Raw genomic sequence first — 22450 nt, forward strand, 5'->3', positions numbered from 1 at the left:
TTAATTTGTTGTGAACAATCTCCTCCATTTTCATCCATCCATTTCAGGAGAGAATTGTCTCACACCGATTCACAAATTTTTGATTGCTTCAGGTAATGATTCAAATGAGGGGGCAATGCGTTCCATCGAACCGTTCAGCGCATTTACGAGTTTCGGATACTCTCTCACTATCGTTTCTGCCTTTGCCCGGACATCCTCACTTTTAATTAGCTCGCCATTCGTTTTTTTTATGTAGTCAATCGCTCCGCCGATCATTGTACTAATGACAGCCAGATAATATTTATTTCTCTCAATAGAGTGCATCAACCGGTCCAGTTGATCAAATTTTTTCCGGATCTGATTATCACTGCTGTGATGCGCAGCTTCATCAAGTTTATCAAGCAACCGTTCAAGCTGACCGACCATTCGTTTCAGTTCATCGGCATGAGCGGCTAATTTCGCCAGCTTTATACTTACCTTGTCAATATCATAGTTGGGGTTCCCTTTGATCCAATCAGGGGCAACTGTCTGCTTATCTAATTGGGTGGCAATCACCCGATCCAAAGGCACAAAATCCGCACCCTTGATCGCGGCACCCCCTTTTGTCGTGTTGATCACCTGAACATGCGGGTTCATCTGAATATACCGTTCAAATTGCTGACGCATCAGATCAAATCCCGCATTGGAAACAATTTGCCCGCCATCCACGCTCGCAACCATTCTTTTATCGGGTATCTCTGCGTCTGACAGCTTCTCCTTCATATGATCATAAGAGATGCCGGACGCATACATATGATGATCCCGATAGCCGAGATTCTGCCCGACCAGAATAATCGTACGGAATTTTAATTGCATTAACGCTTGCAAAGTGACTATTGCGATAGAAGCAGCGTCGTTAACACCGAGTACCGGCCGACCATCCAATCGGGACAATAACTCATGGGATAACGGATTCTGTTTAAGAATCATGTGCAGTAAAGGCCCGGGGTAATTCTCAATGGCTCCATAACCAATACAATCGCCAAAGATCATGGGTATGGACGTGATTCCTTTATCTTTGACAATCTGATTGACGATCTGATTCTTTTCTGATGCGTCATAACTCCAGAAAGCGTCCGGATAAATATCGTGGTTAATTAATGCATTAATCGAGGACCCAACCGAGAAGATGTAGGCCAGACCCTTCTTTTTGATTCGTCTTAGATTATCAAATTCCTCGTTTAAGGAAGGACCGGCCGAGACAAGAATCGCTGTCTTCCCTTCAAAAGCTGCTGAATCAGTATCTTGAAAAATATTCGGTGTGGTCAGAACCTTCGGTAAATTATGCATCGCATTGATGATTACGGTTCTCTGAAAAAAATTCCGTGCCACCACCTGAACCTTCGTGTTGAAAAGCATTGTTTTCAAACGACTCATCCATGTGTCAATCTGTTCCCGATACTGTTTTTCATAATAAGGAAGGACAAAGAAATAACACCGTTCTCTTTTATCGACAATTTGCTCAAAAAGTATCCCAAGCTGCTGTTCATCAACAATAAGCGAATCCAGCTGATCGGGACAAAATTCACCCAGCCTCTGAGTCGATAAAAAAGCGTTGAGCACCTGCAGGTCCGGTTCAAAAACAGAAATTTTCAATTGCGGATATTCAGCTGCCAGTGTCTGAACCGCATAACCAAGACCAATCCCTATAAAAATCACATGATCATACTGATCCATCTCGTCCAAACGACTGACTAACACCGCCGCCTCTCTCTCCGGATTGTATCGACTGTGGACATAGATGTAATTTCCGGACTTGTCCCTTCGTTTCAAGGTCGGGCTGCCCGACTTGGAGGTTTCGACAACGCAATCATCGTTGTTGTGAAACAGCGCCTCATGCTGATTCATAATCTGAAGCAGCTTTCTGTTGCGGAAGCGAAGATAATTCTTGTTATCAATCAGCATCGTTATGCCTTCCCTTCTTTATTCAGCACTTGATCAATTTCGTTCAGCAACTGATTAAATGCCGGCAAAAATTCATAGTGCAGGCAATCACCAATCAGAACATAGTCTTGATTCGCAACGCCTTCATTTAATGTTTCCAGCTGTCCGTGAAGGACGGCAAAGGCCGACGTGAGCGACGCATTCAGCTGCATCCTGGAAAAGACAGTGTTCAGCTGAGTCAACCACTGTATCCCCGAAATAAAGTCATTAAATGATGTCCAGTCTTCTTTCGACGGACTTTGATAGAAGCGATCGCCCAATGCCTCAAGGGCGGGAATGGCTCGTTTCAAATAATCTTTTGCGGAAACAAGATTTTCGTGAATCAAATCTGACAGCGGCTCTGTCTGAATCGTCAATTCATGAATCGTCGCCCAATGCTCTTTCAGGTAACTCTGCCAATCATCCGTCACGTCGCGATCATCCGCAAGGCAGGTATGTATGTACATGTCTTGATCTATGTGTTTCTTTATTCCCTCTTCTATGTGTGAAAAAGCAGATTGGTCGCTCTGAATTGTACGTCCGTCAATTTTTATAATCATGTTTTTCCCCCGTTCTGTTCAGTTCAAAACTCTTCCCATTCATTATAACGAATTATTGGTGCAGAAACACCAGGACCGAAGCTCACCAAAAAAATATGAGTATCGTATATAAAATGCTTTTTTAAAACAAAAAACGAGCCCCTGAAAGGAGCCCGCTTTGTTATTCCGAATCAGCGAAGCAATTGCAGAACGCCCTGAGGCAATTGATTGGCCTGTGCCAACATCGCTTGCGCGGACTGTACGAGGATGCTGTTTTTTGTGTAATCGGACATCTCACTAGCCATGTTCACGTCACGGATACGGGATTCAGAAGCAGCCAAGTTTTCTGAAGAGGTGCTCAAGCTGTTAATGGTATGTTCAAGACGGTTTTGAACAGCACCGAACGTAGCACGTGCAGCTGACACTGTTGAAATAGCTGCACCGACTGCAGAAATAGTCGCGTTCGCCTGGCTAACGGTTGCAATTGACACGCCACTAACACCAAGTGCTGCCGCACCTGCCGAAATAAATGTTGCCGTAATCGTCTGATTGGCATTAGCACCAACTTGGAAAGTGGCTCCTGCTGACATCGATCCATCCAATACCTTCATACCATTAAATTCTGTATTGTTGGCGATACGGTCAAGTTCCGCAGTAAGCTGCTGAACTTCTTTATCAGCGTTGGCGCGGTCTGCATCCTGATACGTACCGTTCGCCGACTGAATAGCCAGTTCACGAATACGTTGAAGAATTGAATGCGTTTCATTCAGTGCACCTTCAGTGGTCTGAATCAATGAAATACCATCCTGAGCGTTTCTCGTTGCCTGATCCAAACCGCGGATCTGGCTGCGCATTTTCTCAGAAATGGCAAGACCTGCAGCATCATCTGCCGCACGATTGATGCGGTAGCCTGAAGACAGTTTTTCCAAATTCTTCTGTGCATTCGTGTTGTTGATGCTTAGCTGACGATTGGTATTCAACGCAGCAATGTTGTGATTGATAATCATCGATTTATTCCTCCCTGAATTGTATATGTCCACATCCATGTGGTTTTGAGTTGAACAGGATCGTTTCCTGTTCACATTACTATTATCGGCCGGTCTTTATAAATATTTAGTCCTCTCATAATTTTATTTATTGAAAAATCATCAGGACATTGCTTGTTCATTCCAATAAATACAATTCTTGTCAGGCGGTCTTCAAAATATTGATCGTCTATATAGTCAGGCCTGTTCGTTCCTGCTTACAATCTTTGCCGGAACACCGGCAATCGTAACGCCTTTTTCATGGAAACTCTTATTCACGACCGAATTCGCACCAATTTTTATATGGTCAGCCAATGTAATGTCATTGAACAATTTTGCGCCCGGACCGATAAAACAATAATCTCCAATTGTTGCCGATTTCTTATCCGGCGTTCCGCCGATATTCACACATGAGTGAATGGTACAGTATCTGCCTACTTTGGCATGCCTGCTGACGACTACGCTCCCATAGTGACCAATACACAGCCCCTCTTCAAATATATTGATCGGTATGCTGAATCCAAGTCTGATACTTAGCCGTTGATATTTTTTTCTTAAAATCCACAGATACGGTTTATCAATCAGGCGCGTCTTACAGTTTGTCCAATACTCCAGTTTTCTCATTAATTTTTCAAATTTCCAGCACGGATCGGTTAAAAGAATCATCATATTATCGGAGAACACAGGATGTTTCGTAAATGCACCCAGAGCTTTTTGATCCTCTTTTAGATAATGTAAATAATCTGTTTTGCTTTTTATCATATCTGCCACCATTAAGTTCAGAATCATAAAATAAATAAAGATGGGGAGAGCCGTTTTTTATCAATAAAGCATGAAATCAGATAAAAGGCTCTTCCCGGACTCACAAAATTCTGTTACACAGAGGTCTTTATTCATCATAAATTTTTATTCATCTTGTATTGTGTCATAAGAATTACATTAGGATCGTTCAGCCACCGGCAGAACTTTTTCCAGCCTGTCCAGCGCAATCCAAAAGCCTTCACCGCTGTTTTTGTGTCCCTGCCAAATTTCCGGAATAAAGGTTACATCAGGCATATAGATTCTGATTTCTTCAAACAGATTTTGAAAATCAATTTCGCCTTCGCCGATCTGCAGACCCTCTCCATCCACTCCGGCCGCATCAACAATATGCAAATGAGCGACATAGGGATATAAATTACGGACAAATGTTTTAAAAGACCACTTAAATTGATTGCATGCCAGTTTCGAATGAGACGTGTCAAGACATATGCGTAAATTATTTTTTTTGCAAAATGCAGCGGTATCACGGTAATCCATAAACAGGTTTTGAAACCGTTGTCCTCCAAAATGCCAAGGGAAAGGAGGCATTGTCTGTGCAATAATTTCGACGCCTTCCCGATCCAGTTCCTTCAAGCTCTCAGCGATTTTATCATAGTACCGGCCTCTTTCGGTACTTGCCATAGGAGCGTCTTTAGTAAATCCGCCCATGTTGGTCACAATGCAGGGACGATCGGCCTTCTTAAAATATTTTTTTAATTTTCTCGTTAAGTTAATGACTCTCTGAAGCTCTTGAATTGAATGTCTGCGATAATCTTCATCATCAGAACATAAATTAAGCAAATGATCTCCGGCAAACAATTCCGGGGCATGAACAACTAGGTTAAGATCCAGCTGTTCATCAAAGTAATCGTCAATGTTTTCATCAAGGTCTTTGTAACTAAGGTGAAACTCAAGCAGTTTAGGATTCGAACTCGCTAATATTCGTTTATAGTCATGATATCTTACTGCGATTCCCCAATTAAACGGAATTTGATAATCTCTAGGCTGCACAAAATCATTCATGAGATCCGTATCATAGATAAAATCTCCTTTTGCAAAATCTCTGTTGGCAGTCAGACCAATGACTTCATTGATATGGTTGGGCTGAATACCGTTCCCCGGACTTTTGACATCAATCATTTCTCTTGTAATGATCTGTCCTTGTTTTAAAGGCCGGTTGATGATCAGACTCTTTGCCAAATTTTCTCTGTTAATCACTTCACCTTGGGACATTATTCTCTTGTCGGCATGTCCAAGTGCGAGTTCCACTTCTCTGACAGCCTGAACCATTTCTGCAAATTCATCCGGAAGAAGACTGATTTTGTGATCGTTTCCCTCCATATTTCGATCAAGTGTCAGGTGCTTCTCTATGACTTTTGCGCCCATTGCAACTGCCGCAATGACTATATTAATGCCTCGTTCATGTCCTGAATAACCGACAAGGTCATTGCTAAACATCTTCAACCGATTCAAATAGGACAGATTGACATCTTTGAAAGGAGTGGGATAAGTAGAATTACAATGCAAAAATATATAGTTGGCACCTTCACGGTTGAATAGTTCCTGAGCCTGAATAATTTCATTTTCCTTTGACATACCGGTCGAACAGATGAGAACTTTGCCGGATCTCGCCATTTCTCTTAGCAGGACATGGTTCGTCAGATCCGCTGAAGCGATTTTATATGCGTCCATTCCATATTCCTCTAACGCATGGAAGCTGTCCAGATCCCATGGGGTGCAAAGCGGAATAATCCCTTTCTCCTTGCAATAGTCAAATAGCTCATACATTTCTTCAACGCTCAACTGAAATTTGTCAAGAAGGTCTAATGTATACTGCGATCCAAGATCCTCACGGTCATCATTCGGATTCCCATGATTTTTATAAAGAGTCTTCAGATGCCGCATTTGAAATTTAGCACAGTCCGCCCCCGCAATCACCGCTGCGTCAACAAGCTTTTTTGCAAGATTCACATCACCGTTATGATTATTACCGATTTCAGCAATCAAGAAGGCGGGTGAATCAGCATCAATCGTTCTATTTCCGATGTTTATTGATGAAGCCGCTCTCTCAATGATTGCTTTTAACCTTTTATTGTCATCCACAACCGGAATGAATTTCACTTTCTGCTGTTCAAACAAACGTTCTATTTTTTGCACTGAATTTATGTCGTCTTCTTTAATAGAAACATACTGCCTATTCATAATTTCAGAAACTGATCGCGTAAGATCTATTTGACTTTGTTTGACAACCCACCTTCGGAAATCACCATCCGTTAAAATGCCTTCCACGACACCGTGAACGTTTACCGTGAAAACCACACCTGATTTATTCCCACTTATTTTGTTGAGTCCATTAATGATTGTATCCTCACTATCAACGATATAGGGTGTAAGATTTTTATTAATTTTCATATTTAAGCTCCCTGATCAGAAATTCTACGATTTTACAGTCTAATTCGGAATCAATTTCAATACTTTCCTGTTCATCCATTAAAAATGCAGCAATTTTTCCGCCTAATCGGTTCCGAACTGAATAAAGGATCTCTTTCTTTGTAATATATATTGATCCGTTCTCCTGAAACCATCGATCCGATTCTTTTATATCCTGACGGCGCGGCCTTTTTTCATAATTGTACAGTGCTTCCGGTGAATGAAGGTTTTTCCAAAAAAAATGGTGATTCGGGCTGACACTGACCAATGAATCGGCATGGGTTTGTTCAAAGTAGTTAATAGCTTCGTGTAATCTGCCTTTTTTTCGCAACGGTGATGTGGGTTGCAGAAGAACAACAGCATCGGGTTCATAACCTTCTTTTTGACGAAGTTCCGATAACACATGTAACAAAACCGGTTCAGTAGGCGTCTGATCTTCAGCTAAATTTTCCGGACGCAATGACGGCACTTCTGCTCCACTGTTTCTACTGATCGCGGCAATTTCTTCAGAATCTGTTGACACAATCGTTCGATCAATTAAGTGACAGTTGACGGAATGCTCGATACTCCAGCAGATCAACGGCTTGCCATTAACTAATTTAATATTTTTATTGGGCAGCCCTTTTGAACCACCACGCGCAGGAATAATCGTTAAATATTTCATTTCCTTATCAGCCTCGTTATAAATAATGATTTAAAGATTCATTTTGGCAAAGCATAACATACCGTTTCGCCTTCTGTCAGCGAATAATGACGAAAATACAGTTGATAATCCGGACACAGTTCCTTAATATAGCGGACCAATTGATAAAAATCATCTTTTTTATGATAAACACAGACAGCGAGCACCGGACGATACTTTTGTATCAAATTCTTGCCGCCGGCCAGTGCATTATATTCTTCACCTTCAAGGTCCAGCTTAATAAAATCAACTTGCTCATTGTTTAAAAAATGATCGAGCGTATCAACAGGAACAGCCATTGTCCCTCTATTCGATAAAAATCCTCCGCCCGGACTCATGGGATCAAAAAATAATTTATTTTTCGATTTTGATATGCCAAGCTGATAGGTCAGAACATCGTGCCAATCATTCTGTCTCACTTTTTGATTTAGCCTTTGATAATTAACCACATTCGGTTCAAAACAATATACCTTGCCATAGTTACCCTGTGACCAATTCACATAACTTTCAAGTGTGTCACCAACATAGGCACCTACGTCAACAAACACCTGTCCCTTCTTAAAAGGAACCAAGTCATTAAAATATTGTTTTTCAAAAGGATTAAAAATTTCATTCAAATACTTCTGCTCACGGGTTATTTTATAATTGAGCAAATTTACGTATACCCTTTTCGATAAATCATCAGCAAGCAGATGGTATACCGTCTCAAATTCTTGGACATGCTGCATTATGTATTCGAAATTCGTCTGCTTAGAATCATTCCAAGTAAAATCAAAAGTCGTGACATGGCTCTCTTTAATTCCTAGATCAATCAATTGATTCGTCGGTTCCACATTATCAACACAGGATATAATATAAAATGCATTTGGAAACTGATTAGCGGCCTTAGCCGGAGCAAACACATCTAAGCCAAGAAATGTCGTCCCCTGCTTATCAGCGTTATTATCACAGAAAGCAACTACATTCTTATTTATCCCGTTCTCCGCAAACAAATCAAATACATTTCGACCACCGCGTCCGCAACCAAACAACACAATTTCATTCGCATGGCTTACACTTTCGACACATTGTTGATAATAATTCTGCATTCCATCCTTTTTTTTTAAAAGATCAATAAAAGAATTCATAGGTGGTCTCCTCACCAACTGTTATTATGGGCAATAGTTAGAGCTTTTTCTTATATAAGCCTATTAAATAATGTCCTTATTATTTATCGACGGTTTCTTAAATATATTTGAATTATTGATACGTTTCTTTTTGTTTTGGATAGGTTACACTTAATTGGACGGATGAGTTAAGGTCATGTACACTTGGTTCAACGCTACCAAGGGAGACCGGAAAAATGAAACGAGAACGGAGAACCTTCTCAAAAGAGTTCAAAGAACAGATTGTCAGCCTGCACGCTTCAGGAAAACCGAGACATGAGATCATCAAAGAATATGATCTCACACCTTCAGCTTTTGACAAATGGATTCATCAACATGAGACGAGTGGTTCCTTCAAGGAGAAAGATAATCGTACGCCGGAACAGGAAGAACTGATTCAACTAAGAAAAGAAAATCAAAAACTAAGAATGGAGAATGACATTTTAAAACAGGCCGCACGGGTCTCGGGATGAAAGTAGATGTGATTCGTCAGAATTGTCACAACTACTCGGTATCAGCAATGTGCGACGTCCTACAACTTGCTCGCAGTACCTACTATTACGAAGCTAAAGTTCGTGAGAATCAACAGGCAGAGCAGGAATTAACACGCCAAGTGGTTCAGATTTTTAAAGCAAGCCGATCCAACTATGGACAGAGAAAGATTAAAAAAGAACTGGAGAAGCAAGGAAAACAGGTTTCAAGACGACGAATTGGACGAATCATGAACGAGCAAGGCCTGGTCTCAAAATACACCATCGCTCAGTTTAAGCCATGCAAAGCGAGCTGTAACGAATCTCCTGTTGGAAATACGTTGAATCGTCAATTTCGCCAGGAGGAAGAACTGAAAGTGGTTGTCAGTGACCTGACCTATGTTCGGGTGCAGCAAAAGTGGCATTATATCTGCGTGCTTGTTGACCTATACAACCGTGAAATTATCGGCTATAGCTCAGGACCCAATAAAGATGCCCAGTTAGTCTATCAGGCCTTCGCCACTGTGAAAAGTGATCTAAACCACCTTGAATTATTCCATACGGATCGAGGCAATGAGTTTAAGAACAAGCTCATTGACCAAGCACTGGAAACATTTCATATCGGCCGCTCATTGAGTCACAAAGGGACGCCTTATGACAACGCCGTCGCAGAGGCTACGTTCAAGACGATTAAAACTGAGTTTATCAGTAATCGCGTTTTTCCTAGCCAACAAGTACTTGATCTTGAATTGTTTGATTATGTCCATTGGTTCAATACTATACGCATCCATGGCTCACTAGATTATTTATCACCGATTGAATACAAGTTACAGCACCTTTAAAAATTTGTTCGATTTAGTGTTGACATACCAGCTGAAAAGCCAATCAGAAGCGATCGATGATCTTAATTACGGCTTGCATGCCTTTCAGAACGATAATGATCGGTCTCTGCCTCGATTCTCAATTGATGAAGAGTACGATGATGACTGGTGGCAACTGATTCAGGCGTCCAATGGCTTTGCGGATCTCGAACCTTGGCAATGGCTGAACTCAGATCAGGTACTTGTTCTTGATCTGCCGAATCATTCAGAACGCGTCTACTGCTGTGTACTCGGGCAAATGGGCGATGAATACGGCCTTGTCGCTTACGTCGGTGATCAAGGACTGGCGATGATCCATCGTCTTTTTGCTCATGCGGAAAAGATTGATCGTCCGCCGCTCGCCCAGGCATTCCATCTCTCCTTATGCAGACCCGGAACCTATCCAGAAGAAGATCGCGTGTTCTTGTCTGTTCTGCAAATGGGGGATGAGCCGGAAGAACATTTACCGATGTTGCGTGTACAAACACCCGGCTATGCACCATGGATTCCGCAAGGCGAGGAAATTCTGCTGTTTGCAGAGATTATCGAAGAAGTGACTCAGGTCGCCTTTGATTATCAGGAGCTGGCGGAAGCATTCCCATTTTATGAGCAGCCGAAATGGTTTTATCGAAAATATGAAGTGGGTGAAGGAAGCACAAAGAAAGCGGTTGATGATCAAATCGTACCTGCCAGTGGACATCAGGAGTGGAAAGATGCTGAACCATTGGTCAGCGTGCTTGAACTTCAGCGCATTAAGAAAAACACACGGCAGAATGAAAATTGGATTGAACTCGGAGGGGCTTTCGCTCCATTTTCAGTAGGTGAACAGGACGGTAATCGTCCGACCCTTCCATGGCTGCAGCTCACCGTTGATCACTTCAGCGGCTATGTGATGCATTATGAATTACTTGAAAACCATGCCGCTCTTGACCCGTGCATATTCGTCCAATCCGTGCAAGAATTCCTGCTTAAAACAATTGACAAGGTGGGAGAACGTCCAAGCGGGCTGCTTGTCAACCAGCAGGAGCTATACCATTCTCTGGTTCTCCTGTGCAAAAAATTAGGGATTCTCTGCAAACAATCCAGCCAAATGCACATGTTTGAAGAGACATGGGATCAGCTTCTATCAGCATTTGACGACCCACCAATGCCTTAACAAAATCGTCAGGTTCATGTAAGGAATACATCATTCGCCATGAGTTGTCTCGGATCAGCCAGCAAGGTGCTCCCCAAAAGATATCGAATTCGCATCAACTGAGACGATCGCGAGCGATCCAGGGGCCTGCGGAGACTCTTTATTTTAAAAGGTGCCCCACCGTCAATAGACTTTTGAGACACCATCTTTGTTCTGTTTTCATCTATGCCGATAAATGCGACACACGCACATTAAGGAATGTGACGATACCGGATATGAGGAAGGCAGGTATTAAGCTCAGTTAGTCATCACCATTATGTCTACGGATTAATGAAGACAGGTTCCCTGATTTTTTGATGGCATAATAATCAGCACAAGCATTGCAATTGAATCCTTATTGACACAGTGCATCCAACTTAGAAAGCAGGTGCTTAAAACTTGGCGAGCGGTTTTCGCTTAGATCGAGAAACTGACCGATTTCTTCTGCCCATTTACACTTTTGCTTCCCGATCTCATAATACGCTTCTTTTTTTAACTCTCTGATGCCGCCCTTATAGACAGCATTAGCCAAATATTCCCATGTGCCGACAATGCTGTCCGGTTGATAATCATTAAGCATCTGCTGCTTCGCATCCGGATATGCTGTACGGACAGCTTCCAGGTCCCCAAGCAGCCATGCCTCTATTTCTTCAATAGCAATACAAAAGTTGACCTCAATAGTTAATTTCAGTGCTAATTGCATACGAAGCAGCTCTTGTTTGAATACTGCACAATCTTTGTCATCATTATCGACAACAACAATAATCGCTTTACGATAAGGCAGCTTTGATAAGGATCGGTCAAACCCTTCAAGATATTGTGGCAAATCGTTTAGCAATTGTTTTGTTTTTATGTCCTTAATGCCGTATTTTTTCTGTAATCTGCCAATCCCTTTAAAACTATTTATTCGGTATATAATCTGTTCGTGATGACTCACATATTTATTCATTATATTTTCCAGTACAATTTTACCAGATGGGTCTTCAATGAGAAACTGTATATAAATGGGCTCACAAACCATGTTTTCATCACCTATCCAAAATAGTCACTGTACCAGAGATCTCCTAAATCAACGCCTTGTTCCCTAAGTTCCTTGACATTCTCGTAATCTGAGGCACGTTTAATCGTTGAAAATCCATCCTCATGTTTTTCAAGTACCCACACTTCGTTGGGTTCCAAAGCATTGACAAAAAACGGACTGTGCGTAGTAATGAACAGCTGTTTGGAATAACCGCTTTTCACGCTTTTCCTCATTTCATTGGCTAAATCCGCCAAATATTTATGATATAACCCATTTTCCGGTTCCTCAATGAACACCAGGGGACGCGGTTGCTTTTCATGCAAGAGTAAATAATATGCGAACAATTTTAACGTTCCGTCAGACATCTTTTGCGAATAAAAGGGTTTTGTAAATCCCTCTTCCAAAAATTCAAGAACCAATTGCCCATTGATTAATTTCACTGGCTCGATTCTTGCGATTCCGGGTAACTTCGTCTGGATATCTTTGAGTACTTTTTTAAATTCAGAAGGATCTTCGCGTTGTAAAAATTCAGCAACATTATTAAGATTATTGCCTAGTCGGTTAAGATATTTTTGCGGCCCCGCATTGGGAATCTCCCTCGCAGCTGATGGCGAAAAATAGCATAGATACCAGTTTTTCAGGAAATTCTTGAATTTAACAATGCGCGGATGTTCTTTTAACTCACCCAGTGTAACAATACCCAGTTGTCTCGGATCAGCCAATTCGACATTGACTTTTTCGCCAAATTCACTGTCATTTTCCTCATACACTCCGGAATTATCCCCTTTAAAGGCAAACCCCTTCCCCTTTTCCAGATAGAGAAAAGACAGTGGTCTGCCATGTCTTTCATTTGCTCTTCTTTGCCTTAACCGCTCTTTTTCAACAATTGGCCTGCCTGTTTTATCAAGCGATATGGATAATTCATAAGTAATTGGCGATGTATTGCTCGTTTCACGGTAGTACAGCTCAAATTCAATAGTCCCTGATTCTCCCTGAGAAATGAGTTTTTCAAATCCGCCTCGCCCGTTTAAATCACAGGCGATTTCTACTCCTTTATCAAGGCAGTCAGCTAGAAAACCGAATGCATCAGCGAGCGTGCTTTTTCCGGCACCGCTTTGCCCGATAATGGCATTTATATTAGTCAATTCCTTACCGCGCTGATCCGATAATAACTTTCCCATTTTTATGTTCTTTAGCGATCCAAAATTTCTAATAGAAATGCCTGCAATTCTCCCCATTTAACCGATACACCACCTGTCCGCTGTTACTCATTATTGTACACTATCTATTCAATTGTAGTCCAAATCTGGAATCTCAAATTATCGTTAGTGCGGGGATGATTTCCTATCTTTTTAATATTTCTAGTATAGCTTATTTTTCTGAGTGTTATAACGACTTAAGTTCTCTTCTTCAAACCGACTTTCCTCACTTTCAAGGTCATTGTGCGCCCAAAGCTCCAAAGTGCAGCCATTTTGCCGCTGGAATGATGAACCACTCGGAATAGCTGCCGAATAAATTTTCCCCGCCATATATTTTTTAATCAAATATTAATGTTCGGTCGTTAAAATTGGGGGGTAAGGGGGCATATACCATTGATTCGCTGCATGTGCATCGTTCAGTATGTCAGCCGCTCTGCGTCATGGTACTTAAGCCATGCGGTGCAAATCGAATCAGGAAGAGCAAAGTATAAACGAGGAGATGAAATTCAGTACGAAGGAAAAAGATATGCTGTTATTGAAGATTACGGCTGCTTAAGAGTCAGATCTATCGATGGACCATTCAATCCATTTAAGCCATTAATCAGCCAGCTGCCCATCGAAGAATAAATAGCGGCGATTGCTTTCTTCCTGCTTCGCGATGAAATGGCAATGCCTCTCTGGCAAAAGAAAGGAGCAATGAATACAATGTCTCTATCCATGGCAACACCTTTATTAAGTCTGCTGGAACAGTCGCAGGCTGCGCAAAGTCTACCGGTTTCGCAGTCCCAGTCAAACGAGGAGAAAAAAGCCGCGAGTGCGTTTGCACAATTACTGGCTTCATCACTGACCAGACAGTCCTCGTCACAATCATTGAACTCATTTTCAGGCGACACCGACACATCTGAGACAGCCTCCAGCCTTGGCAGTCTTGGAACACTTTCCGGAACGAGCAGTTCTTCCGCGTCGGCAGATGAATGGCTCTGGCTGCTGCTGGAACAGTCGCTGAACAACGGCTACCAGACAACAGATTCATTGACCGATGGGGCAAATCTCTCTACCGTACCAGACACCGCGGAAACAAGCGCTGCTTCGCAATATATGCTCTGACGGCTGAAGTTTTCCATAATTGTCGCACAAGGCATGCCGCACTTGCTCTTTCGCGCAGCATATTTTATAGCCAATCATGTCGAATTGTTTACGATAAAATCGCTGATATGTGCTTCTTGGCAGCTGATCGAAATCACTCACTTTTGAACTGTCCCCCGGAAATTGGATAATAAAATCCAACATCTGGGGGTTTTTGACGACGCAATCAGCACGGACCTGATATTCATGAACAGACTTCCGTCATTGGTCGATGAATGTGCGGATCGAGATTTCGCGTGCGATCATTGCATTGACTACTCATCCTTCTTTTCATTCCATAAATGCTCTTTACGTTTTCAGCTGCATCCGATCAGAGAACCTCGGCCTTATTGATCTTTGATTCCATATTTTTTCAACAATTGCCTTGCCGATTCCGTTCCTTTTTCTGATAAGTAGACAGACTTAGCCCGGGTACTGCCGCTGAGCAGGTCTTGGTCTGCCAATTCATCCAATGCGCCGAAGTCATACCCTTTCCAGCTTCTTCGATATGTGTACCCATATTTGTGTTCTTCCCACGAAGTCAAATACAAAAGAATCAGTGTCAAATCTTTTACCAGGCGTTCTCTGGAATCACCGCTCATGCCTAACACTCCTCATCCGATTTTTTGTATCGTCCCATTTATCCGCAGCGATGATGGCGCGCGCTCTACCTATATGATAACCTGAAATGATGAAAAAGTAATCGGGGTTGGAAGCATAAAGAGTCGTGCGATATGGGCCAACGCCTTTCCATGCGGTTCAGCTTTTCCCGCATATCCTTACCTGTTGGTTTAGACATTTTTTCTTTATAATTATTTTGCGGCCAGGGGGGTGGCCTCTTGAAATATGGGACTGCCGCTCGTCAAGTGACATGGAAACAGTTGCGATTCTGTTTCATAAATCCATTTTTCCGGAAGAGAGTCTGATGACAGCATCACTGGATAAATCGGGCAGGCGATCCCGCCGCAAAATCTGTACGAAACCGCACGGCATCTGCGCCCGCACACAAGATCTGTTCATGCGAAGCGAAGATGTCTGGGACATCTTTTTATTTGAGGTGGTTCGATGGCTGAGCAAAAAGCGATCATTGGCGGCTTTTTTTCACTTGAGCTGCCGGAAGGAACTGAGTATCACGATCAGGCACTGCACCTGAACAGCGCACGTTATGGTCTGGAATATGTGCTGCGCGTACGCGGTTATAAAAAAATCTACCTGCCCGCCTATATATGCGACAGCGTCCTGCAACCGATCAGGCGGTTGCATGTGGCTTATGCCTTCTATCGTATCGACGAGAATTTCGCACCCATTTTTGATCACGCTCTGGAGGATGGCGCCAGCTTTCTTTACGTCAACTACTTTGGCATAAATGGGAGCAACAGCTGGAGCGTCTGCCAAAATCTAAAGGCGGTAATCATCGACAATACACATGCCTTTTTTGAACGTCCGCTGCCTGGTATCGACACGCTGTACTCGCCGCGTAAATTCTTCGGCGTTCCGGACGGCGGTTACCTGTATACAAACGCCGAGAAGCCATTGATCCTTACGCCTGATCCTTCTTATTACCGCTTTGACGCGCTTCTGAAACAGATTGATCTGGGCAGTGTGGCTGCCGAACCGCTGTTTGAACAAAACGAGGCCTACCTGAATACGTGTGGCATGCATGCCATGGCGCACGCGACACAACGACTGCTGAAGAGTATTGATAGCCACCGCACGCGCAAGCGGCGAAATACCAATTTTCGTTTTCTGCATGAACAAATCGGCAGATTCAACCAGCTGCATGCGAATTTCAGTGAACTGAACGGCCCACTGTGCTACCCATTTCTCATTGAACAGGGGAAACAGCTAAAAGAACGGCTGCTTCAAACGCATATTTTTATTAATGATTACTGGGAAGAAGTAGCCTCACGTGTCCCGGCTTCAAGTTTTGAATGTTACTTATCAGAAAATCTGGTGGCATTGCCGATCGACCAACGCTATGGCAAGACGGAGATGCAGGTCATCGCACATGTGGTGAAGGATTTCCTGGCATAAGCATTGCCACTCCGCAGCGGGAACGATTGAGGCAAAGCAGTCAGCGCACGGTGATCCCGAACACATTCTTTGCTTTTTCCTTTCTGCTGTGGTTATGCTATGAGCAGAAATTTATTTTCGGAGGAATTCTTTTATGAATCAGGAACAACCACTTACTTATCAGGACATTCCGGAAGTTCAAAAGAAACGCTGGATGATTCTGGCTACAGTCAACATGTTTACATTCATGTCGACCCTTGACGCAAGTATCGTCAATGTGGCGTTGCCGCAGATCTCACATGACCTGCATCTGCCGATCGCCAGCAGTGAATGGATCGTCACCATTTATTTAATGACCATCTGTGTGTTCATTCTTCTGTTCGGCAGGCTTGGTGACATGTTTGGCAAAATTTTTATTTTTCGCATTGGAACATTGCTGTTCGTACTCGGTTCACTGCTCTGCGGGTTCGGATCGACATTGCATCTTCTGTTATTCGGCCGCGTGGTGCAGGCATTTGGCGCATCAATGACCATGGCGAATAATTTTGGGATTGCAACCGACATTTTTCCAAGATCAGAACGTGGACGAGCACTTGGTCTGATCGGTACCTTTGTATCACTTGGTGCGATTACCGGACCGGGAATTGGCGGACTGATCGTCTCCGCACTGAGCTGGAACTACATCTTCTGGATCAACGTGCCGATCGGCATTGCAGTCATGGTACTTGGCCAGCGGGTACTGCCCAGAGATCTGTTCAGATCGAAAGGACGCCTGGATGCTGCCGGCACTGCTATTTTCGGGCTCTTCATTATTGCGTTATTCGGCGGATTGCTGCTCGGACAGCATTGGCGCTTCGCGGATTGGCGCACGCTCAGTCTGCTTCTTTTTTCGGCGGTCATGCTCGGAGTGTTTCTTATCGTAGAGTGGCAGACCAGACAACCCATGCTGCAACTGAGACTCTTTAAAAACCCGATGTTCTCAGTCAGCATTTTCTGCGGCTATCTTGTCTTTCTTTCAAATTTTTGCTTCAACATTATTGCTCCGTTCTACACGCAGGACATACTTCACCTGAGTGCGGGAAGTTCCGGTCTGCTTTTGATGCTCTTTCCCATCATGATGGCGATCATCGCTCCATTCAGCGGCGCGCTGTCTGACAAAATCGGTTCGGAAATTCTTACCTTTATCGGACTGCTGGTACTGGTCGCGGCACAGGTCGGACTTGGCTTCTTAAACGGTTCAAGTTCTGTGCTTTACGCCGGTTTACTGATCGCATTGCTTGGCGCGGGAAGCGGCCTGTTCATGTCGCCGAATAATTCACTTGTAATGTCGACTGTACCGAGAGATCAGCTCGGCAGCGCAGGCAGTGTGAATGCGCTGATCCGTAATTTGGGCATGATCAGCGGCATCACCTTTGCGACAACGCTCCTGTTTGCCAGTATGTCACAGGCAGCCGGCCGCCACATCACCGGATTGATTCCCGGGCACCCGTCCATTTTTTTGTACGGTATGCATACGGTTTTCCTTGCCTCGGCAGGCATCTGTGGACTTTGTGCAGTCATCACCGGTATTCGACTTGCCTATGCCCGGCGGCCATTACGCGGAAAAACCATTTGAATTCTTAATAGACAAGCTTTGGGAAGAAGCACAAATTTCAGATGACTGTGCTTCTTTTTTATTGCTTCATATGAACATCATTTGGCGCACTGGCTTCCGCCAATAATTGAATCTCTTCGTCACTGAACGCTGTCAGTTCTTCAATTTACGCTGTGCTCATCCCCAGATGCTGCAGCACGCAGACATTCTGCTCAATTTTGGTTTTAGCAATTTCTATACCTTTTTTAAAACCTTTTTTGAAGCCCTCTTTAAAACAACCCTGTTCATAAAATGAGTTCGGCCATTTCAGCACTTCCTCGCGGATTTCTTCAAATCGTTCACTCACCAAATTCTCCACTCTCTATAGCATGGATCTCCTCTTCGCTGAGTTCGGTGAGTTCACTGATCTCGGCCACGCTCATTCCTCGTTCCTTCAGCTTACGGGCAATTTTCTTCGCTGTAGTAACTGAGCCTTTTTCATAAAATGAGTTTGGCCACTTCAGCGCTTCCTCGCGGATTTCTTCGGGCAGTTTTTTCGCTTCGGTCATCAATTGATCCACCTCTTTGTCCGTTAATTGAAGATAAGTCTCGAAAAAACCGTTAATCATGCGTTCCTGTGCCGCATCCATATGCATCGCGATCATTTGTCTGATGAATGCCAGCCGAACCTGAACACGCTCCTGCTTCGGAACATTCATTTTGCTCATCAGGGCGGCCGCGGCAGGATTATTGCTGTGCATAAATCAGCGCCAGTGGATTCTGGAAAGTTCGAGTTTAAGAAAACGAAACTGGCAGACCGTCATCAGATGCGGAATCGCTACAGCAAATGTGTCGGGTTCCTTTCTCATTCCATCATAACTGAAAACAGCAATCGGTAAAACAGTTTTTTGAAATTTCAGATAGATCATACTGTAATAAACATACATGCATGCGTTTGGCAAAGTCTTTCTGATGATAATTCTGCGCTTCCAGATGAATGATCAGGATCACATCCTTATCCGATTTCATCATGGCCTCGGCCATGATGTCGGCCCGTTTCTTTTCACCTTCGATCAGATCCGGGAACAGCTCTTCGGATAAAAATTTCTTTTCAGACAGGTCAATCGATTGATAAACATTGGGGAAAAATGCAGCAAGAAATTCGTCAAAAAAAGTCCGGATCAGCACTTTGAAACGGCGGTCATGATCTGTGGCCATTGAGCACCTCTCTGAAGGGGATCTTTCTTTTCGTTGAAACAGGTACATCGCAATAAAAAGAGAACGTGTGATCGTATATTTATTATTATATTGGATGAGCAGATACTTTGTCCACACGAAATGAACCGAAAATTTACATTTTATTTTCGGATTCAGGGCAGACCAGCCTGCTGGTGCCGTAAATTCTACCACACCCGCATCATATTCTCGATTTTCCGGGCATCTGCTTTTCCGTGATGCATAAACACACCGGGAAATCCCGCACCGTATCCACGGACATTTTCTTCACCGAAAATACTGGCAACGCGCTTTAATGTGTCCGTAAAGCTTGAGTACGTGCTATGACAATATCTGTTCAGCTCCGCGCCATATAACCATCGGTCATCGGCCTCGTGATCAAATCCGATCACCGAACATCTGACATGCTTTTTTCTTCGTGCCGAAAGCATCAGACGGTCAGCAAAATCGTCATTTGGCAATGAGTAGCCAGCAAAAATAATATGGCGGGCATTTTCGATAGCTACCTTCATGTCATTCTGGATTTCCTGAATAAATGAAGGCTGGTGGATTTTGAATCCGGTCTGCATCTCGATCACCGTATGGTGGGTTTCCGTGATCGTCCCGCATGAAGCGCATTGCACCGCATCAAAAATTCCGGCATCCATCGCCTTTTTTTCTTCGAACGATCTTGGGTGCCGCGAAGAAAGCGATGGAAGAATCTGCGGCGGAAAAAGGCTTGGTGAATCCGCGCGCCATTCATCACCCAGATAGAAGGTCAGTTTCCCGCACTTTGGGCATTGCCGGAATCCATGGCATCCATGCGGAAAATAGAATTTTCCGATTCGGACACGTCTTCCGGATGAATAAGCTTCGTCATTCAGCTGCTGCACTGCGGTTTCGTTCATCGGATACCATGCGGACGGAGTGCTCCCCTCCACTTTTCGCACAGCAATAAAATGTGCCAGATCACTGAACAGCTTCATCGGCTGCGGCGGATTGCCAACCTCCGGAGCCCCTGGCGCATCATTCATATCTTTCTGGGCATTTAAAATCAGCCACAGTAAAAGCGGATCCCAGTTCATCGAAATAACCGCATAACTGAACAGATAGAACTGGCGGTGTTCAAGCGGCACTTTGTCCGCTGCGCGTCGCACGCCTTCATCAGACATACGATGCGTCAGCATGCGCGCAAAATCGTGGTAACGCTGAAATTTCACTCTGATCTCCGGATCGTGCAGCAGCTCCGCGTAGCCGATCGCGTGCAGCAGCTGCGTGAGCATCGTCAGTGTTCGCCGCGCCGCGATCAGCCGGTCAATCGTTACAAATTCACCGTCCACCTCAATCCCCTTATGCGTCTGTATATGCAGGTCAAGCAGATTATAGAGATCATCGAGACTAAAACCGTCCGCCGAGTTGTGCGGGCATCGTTCGATCACGCGCTTAACCGCATGCCAGTCATAGAGCGTTTGCAGCTGTCTGGCACGCGGCTCTGGAATACTGAGCGTCCGCATCGCTTCATGGTCGCTGCCCGATCCGGAGGCGTCAATGAGTTCCAGCAACGCGGCAAATTCACTGCGCACTGGACCGGAGGCTTCCGGAATCGCCTGATTTACAGAGACTCGTGTGTCACCCGTCTCAGCGAGCACTTGTACCGTTCTGCCAAGTTCCTTCGTCGTTTTGATCTTCAGCGGTTCCGTTGTACCGGCCCCCCAGAAAATGACCGTCTCCGGCCAGTACGGATGATACTTTTCATTTTCACTCATGTGCATCGCCACCCAGGCAGCTGTAATTTGTCTGTTAGTCTGCCCAAAACATGCGAGAACCTCCAGCTCTCCGGCATAAAAATCGGTATTTTGTCAAAGTTCAATGCCTTTTTTATAGTAAGGCACGGGGAACTTCCTTTTTGTTTCTGCTCAGCGGAATTCCTGTAACAAAACTGTAACTATTCTTTGGTAAAATATTCTTTTACGGCACACTCAGTTATTCATGATTCTTTTAGGAGGACGACCCATTGATTCGCACTATGTTTATCGTTCAATTTATAGACCGTTCCGAATCCTGGCATCTGCAGAAAACCGTGCAGATTAATGCCAGAAAAAGCAGATACCAGAAAGGGGACATTATTGTTTTTGATGACCGGGAATACATCGTTATTGAAGATCACACATACTTGAGAGTCACCACTTTTAACCGCAAAATCAATCCCTTAAAACCGTTAAGTGACCAGATCCCCAATATTTGATGTTGATCTGTTGTTCCACTTGCCATGCCCATTCCCTTCGCCGTTCCACTCCTCCAAAGTTGTTTTTTCCTTTTTATTTCCCATTTCCTTAAGCTGTTACTGATCCGCCCCCATTCACCTGCCTGTCCCGGAGGCAGATATTTCTGCCGTTCGGAAAGCGCGATTCTCATGATGCACTTCTTAATATCGTCCGGCTTGCAAGAATCCGCTCGACGGCAAAGGTCCGTTTTTGATGGCGCAAATAGCAATATGCCCGAATCATTGTTTTCGAAACGAAAAGGATTCGAATACGCCTCCGTGTAAAATGTCCCTGACCGTCTTGATAAATCATATCGACAATGTCCCCTCTTCGCATCCCGCATTCCTCCTTTTCCATAATTATATAGAACATACATTCGCAAAACAATGTATAATAAGAATAAACGTTCGTAAATTATTGGAAAGGATGATGAAGATGCGCTCTGACTTTGAACGCAAGCTGCGGCAGATTATCCTCAATGATCGAAACATGGGGCGGACAATAAGCGTGAAGGGCCTGGCACAACGGACCCGGCACAGTCAGCGGGAAATTGAGAAAACCATTGAAAAGCTAAAACAGATCCCGAGACGAGAGGGGGGAATCGGATGAACAAGCTGACCGAAGGAAGCAATATGCGCTGGGAGTCGATGCGCATGATGCTTCCGGAACATATTGAACGGTTAAAACAGGCCATGATTGATGAACAAAAAGTGGAACACCCGTTATTGTCAGAAGATGCACTTGAAGAGATCGAACGCGCGCTGCTCCGCGCCATTGAAACGAATACATCGGTTCAGGTCGACTATTTCAGCGATGGATTTATCAAACCGCTCATCTGCTATCCGAAAAGACTGGATGCCAGAAACAAAGTGCTGATTGCCTGTGACACACACGGATTAAGAGGGCAGTACCGGTTTGCTGATATCATCCATGTAAACTCAAACTATCCATAACTGGCTGCAGAGCACCTTCT

At 43.9% G+C, this 22450-nt stretch carries 24 protein-coding genes; 9 read left to right on the top strand and 15 right to left on the bottom strand.

Annotated features, from left to right (window positions below):
• Positions 1-69: 69 nt before the first annotated feature.
• From M3N64_RS10065 to M3N64_RS10095, 7 genes are all read right to left on the bottom strand, one after another.
• Positions 70-1923 carry a motility associated factor glycosyltransferase family protein gene (locus M3N64_RS10065; RefSeq protein WP_249101852.1) on the bottom strand — a complete coding sequence of 618 codons (1854 nt, stop codon included), beginning with the start codon at positions 1921-1923 and terminating at the stop codon, positions 70-72.
• 2 nt (positions 1924-1925) lie between these two features.
• Positions 1926-2501, bottom strand: a complete 576-nt coding sequence (locus M3N64_RS10070; RefSeq protein ID WP_249101854.1) for a DUF8042 domain-containing protein — start codon at positions 2499-2501, stop codon at positions 1926-1928.
• A 170-nt stretch (positions 2502-2671) separates the two neighbouring features.
• On the bottom strand, positions 2672-3487 hold the full coding sequence (locus M3N64_RS10075; protein ID WP_249101856.1) for a flagellin N-terminal helical domain-containing protein: 816 nt from the start codon (positions 3485-3487) through the stop codon (positions 2672-2674).
• 216 nt (positions 3488-3703) lie between these two features.
• Complete coding sequence (locus M3N64_RS10080) at positions 3704-4267, bottom strand: serine O-acetyltransferase (RefSeq protein ID WP_249101858.1); 564 nt, start codon at positions 4265-4267, stop codon at positions 3704-3706.
• A 177-nt stretch (positions 4268-4444) separates the two neighbouring features.
• Positions 4445-6718 carry an N-acetylneuraminate synthase family protein gene (locus M3N64_RS10085; protein ID WP_249101860.1) on the bottom strand — a complete coding sequence of 758 codons (2274 nt, stop codon included), beginning with the start codon at positions 6716-6718 and terminating at the stop codon, positions 4445-4447.
• Positions 6708-7400, bottom strand: coding sequence for an acylneuraminate cytidylyltransferase family protein (locus M3N64_RS10090; RefSeq protein WP_249101862.1), 693 nt, complete (start codon positions 7398-7400; stop codon positions 6708-6710). The genes M3N64_RS10085 and M3N64_RS10090 overlap by 11 nt, the downstream gene beginning before the upstream one ends.
• A gap of 38 nt (positions 7401-7438) precedes the next feature.
• Positions 7439-8545, bottom strand: a complete 1107-nt coding sequence (locus M3N64_RS10095) for an FkbM family methyltransferase (RefSeq protein ID WP_249101864.1) — start codon at positions 8543-8545, stop codon at positions 7439-7441.
• A gap of 215 nt (positions 8546-8760) precedes the next feature.
• On the opposite strand from M3N64_RS10095, the gene M3N64_RS10100 reads away from it, so the two are divergent.
• Both M3N64_RS10100 and M3N64_RS10105 read left to right on the top strand, forming a co-directional pair.
• Positions 8761-9875 (top strand): IS3 family transposase gene (locus tag M3N64_RS10100; protein ID WP_438271016.1). Its coding sequence is split into 2 segments (ribosomal slippage): positions 8761-9013 and positions 9013-9875, totalling 1116 coding nucleotides; the frame shifts between segments, so codons are not numbered across the junction.
• Between the two features lie 19 nt (positions 9876-9894).
• Positions 9895-11049 (top strand): DUF7309 domain-containing protein, encoded by a 1155-nt coding sequence (locus M3N64_RS10105; protein ID WP_249101869.1) that lies wholly within the window; start codon positions 9895-9897, stop codon positions 11047-11049.
• 373 nt (positions 11050-11422) lie between these two features.
• Here the strand turns inward: M3N64_RS10105 and M3N64_RS10110 are convergent, their stop codons facing one another.
• Together M3N64_RS10110 and M3N64_RS10115 are read right to left on the bottom strand one after the other, a co-directional pair.
• The gene (locus M3N64_RS10110) at positions 11423-12088 is read right to left on the bottom strand and encodes a DUF4276 family protein (RefSeq protein ID WP_249101871.1); all 666 of its coding nucleotides are present in this window, start codon (positions 12086-12088) and stop codon (positions 11423-11425) included.
• Positions 12089-12099: 11 nt separating this feature from the next.
• The gene (locus M3N64_RS10115) at positions 12100-13326 is read right to left on the bottom strand and encodes an AAA family ATPase (protein WP_283163402.1); all 1227 of its coding nucleotides are present in this window, start codon (positions 13324-13326) and stop codon (positions 12100-12102) included.
• Between the two features lie 354 nt (positions 13327-13680).
• On the opposite strand from M3N64_RS10115, the gene M3N64_RS10120 reads away from it, so the two are divergent.
• Entirely contained in the window at positions 13681-13914 is a 234-nt protein-coding gene (locus M3N64_RS10120) for a hypothetical protein (protein ID WP_249101874.1), read from the top strand.
• 78 nt (positions 13915-13992) lie between these two features.
• Positions 13993-14394, top strand: coding sequence for a hypothetical protein (locus tag M3N64_RS10125; RefSeq protein ID WP_249101876.1), 402 nt, complete (start codon positions 13993-13995; stop codon positions 14392-14394).
• 365 nt (positions 14395-14759) lie between these two features.
• Here M3N64_RS10125 and M3N64_RS10130 read toward each other — a convergent pair whose 3' ends face one another.
• The gene (locus M3N64_RS10130; protein ID WP_249101879.1) at positions 14760-15014 is read right to left on the bottom strand and encodes a DUF6429 family protein; all 255 of its coding nucleotides are present in this window, start codon (positions 15012-15014) and stop codon (positions 14760-14762) included.
• Positions 15015-15477: 463 nt separating this feature from the next.
• On the opposite strand from M3N64_RS10130, the gene M3N64_RS10135 reads away from it, so the two are divergent.
• Positions 15478-16446, top strand: a complete 969-nt coding sequence (locus M3N64_RS10135) for a hypothetical protein (RefSeq protein ID WP_249101882.1) — start codon at positions 15478-15480, stop codon at positions 16444-16446.
• A gap of 133 nt (positions 16447-16579) precedes the next feature.
• Complete coding sequence (locus M3N64_RS10140; protein WP_249101883.1) at positions 16580-18040, top strand: MFS transporter; 1461 nt, start codon at positions 16580-16582, stop codon at positions 18038-18040.
• A gap of 145 nt (positions 18041-18185) precedes the next feature.
• On the opposite strand, the gene M3N64_RS10145 is transcribed toward M3N64_RS10140, so the two are convergent.
• The 4 genes from M3N64_RS10145 to M3N64_RS10160 all read right to left on the bottom strand — a co-directional run bounded on the left by M3N64_RS10145 (position 18186) and on the right by M3N64_RS10160 (position 20979).
• Positions 18186-18365 (bottom strand): hypothetical protein, encoded by a 180-nt coding sequence (locus tag M3N64_RS10145; RefSeq protein ID WP_249101885.1) that lies wholly within the window; start codon positions 18363-18365, stop codon positions 18186-18188.
• The gene (locus tag M3N64_RS10150) at positions 18358-18759 is read right to left on the bottom strand and encodes a hypothetical protein (protein ID WP_249101888.1); all 402 of its coding nucleotides are present in this window, start codon (positions 18757-18759) and stop codon (positions 18358-18360) included. Before M3N64_RS10150 ends, M3N64_RS10145 begins: the two co-directional genes overlap by 8 nt.
• A 112-nt stretch (positions 18760-18871) precedes the next feature.
• Positions 18872-19216 (bottom strand): RpnC/YadD family protein, encoded by a 345-nt coding sequence (locus tag M3N64_RS10155; RefSeq protein ID WP_249101890.1) that lies wholly within the window; start codon positions 19214-19216, stop codon positions 18872-18874.
• 185 nt (positions 19217-19401) lie between these two features.
• Positions 19402-20979 carry a hypothetical protein gene (locus tag M3N64_RS10160; protein ID WP_249101893.1) on the bottom strand — a complete coding sequence of 526 codons (1578 nt, stop codon included), beginning with the start codon at positions 20977-20979 and terminating at the stop codon, positions 19402-19404.
• Between the two features lie 248 nt (positions 20980-21227).
• Between M3N64_RS10160 and M3N64_RS10165 the strand changes: the two genes are divergently transcribed.
• On the top strand, positions 21228-21458 hold the full coding sequence (locus M3N64_RS10165; protein WP_249101896.1) for a hypothetical protein: 231 nt from the start codon (positions 21228-21230) through the stop codon (positions 21456-21458).
• 166 nt (positions 21459-21624) lie between these two features.
• Here the strand turns inward: M3N64_RS10165 and M3N64_RS10170 are convergent, their stop codons facing one another.
• Positions 21625-21813, bottom strand: coding sequence for a transcriptional regulator (locus M3N64_RS10170; RefSeq protein ID WP_249101899.1), 189 nt, complete (start codon positions 21811-21813; stop codon positions 21625-21627).
• A 99-nt stretch (positions 21814-21912) separates the two neighbouring features.
• On the opposite strand from M3N64_RS10170, the gene M3N64_RS10175 reads away from it, so the two are divergent.
• The gene (locus M3N64_RS10175) at positions 21913-22086 is read left to right on the top strand and encodes a hypothetical protein (protein WP_249101902.1); all 174 of its coding nucleotides are present in this window, start codon (positions 21913-21915) and stop codon (positions 22084-22086) included.
• On the top strand, positions 22083-22430 hold the full coding sequence (locus M3N64_RS10180) for a YolD-like family protein (RefSeq protein WP_249101905.1): 348 nt from the start codon (positions 22083-22085) through the stop codon (positions 22428-22430). Before M3N64_RS10175 ends, M3N64_RS10180 begins: the two co-directional genes overlap by 4 nt.
• Positions 22431-22450 lie beyond the last annotated feature (20 nt).

Origin of the sequence: Sporolactobacillus mangiferae (genome assembly GCF_023336505.1) — a bacterium.
In the GTDB taxonomy this organism is placed as follows: domain Bacteria; phylum Bacillota; class Bacilli; order Bacillales; family Sporolactobacillaceae; genus Sporolactobacillus; species Sporolactobacillus mangiferae.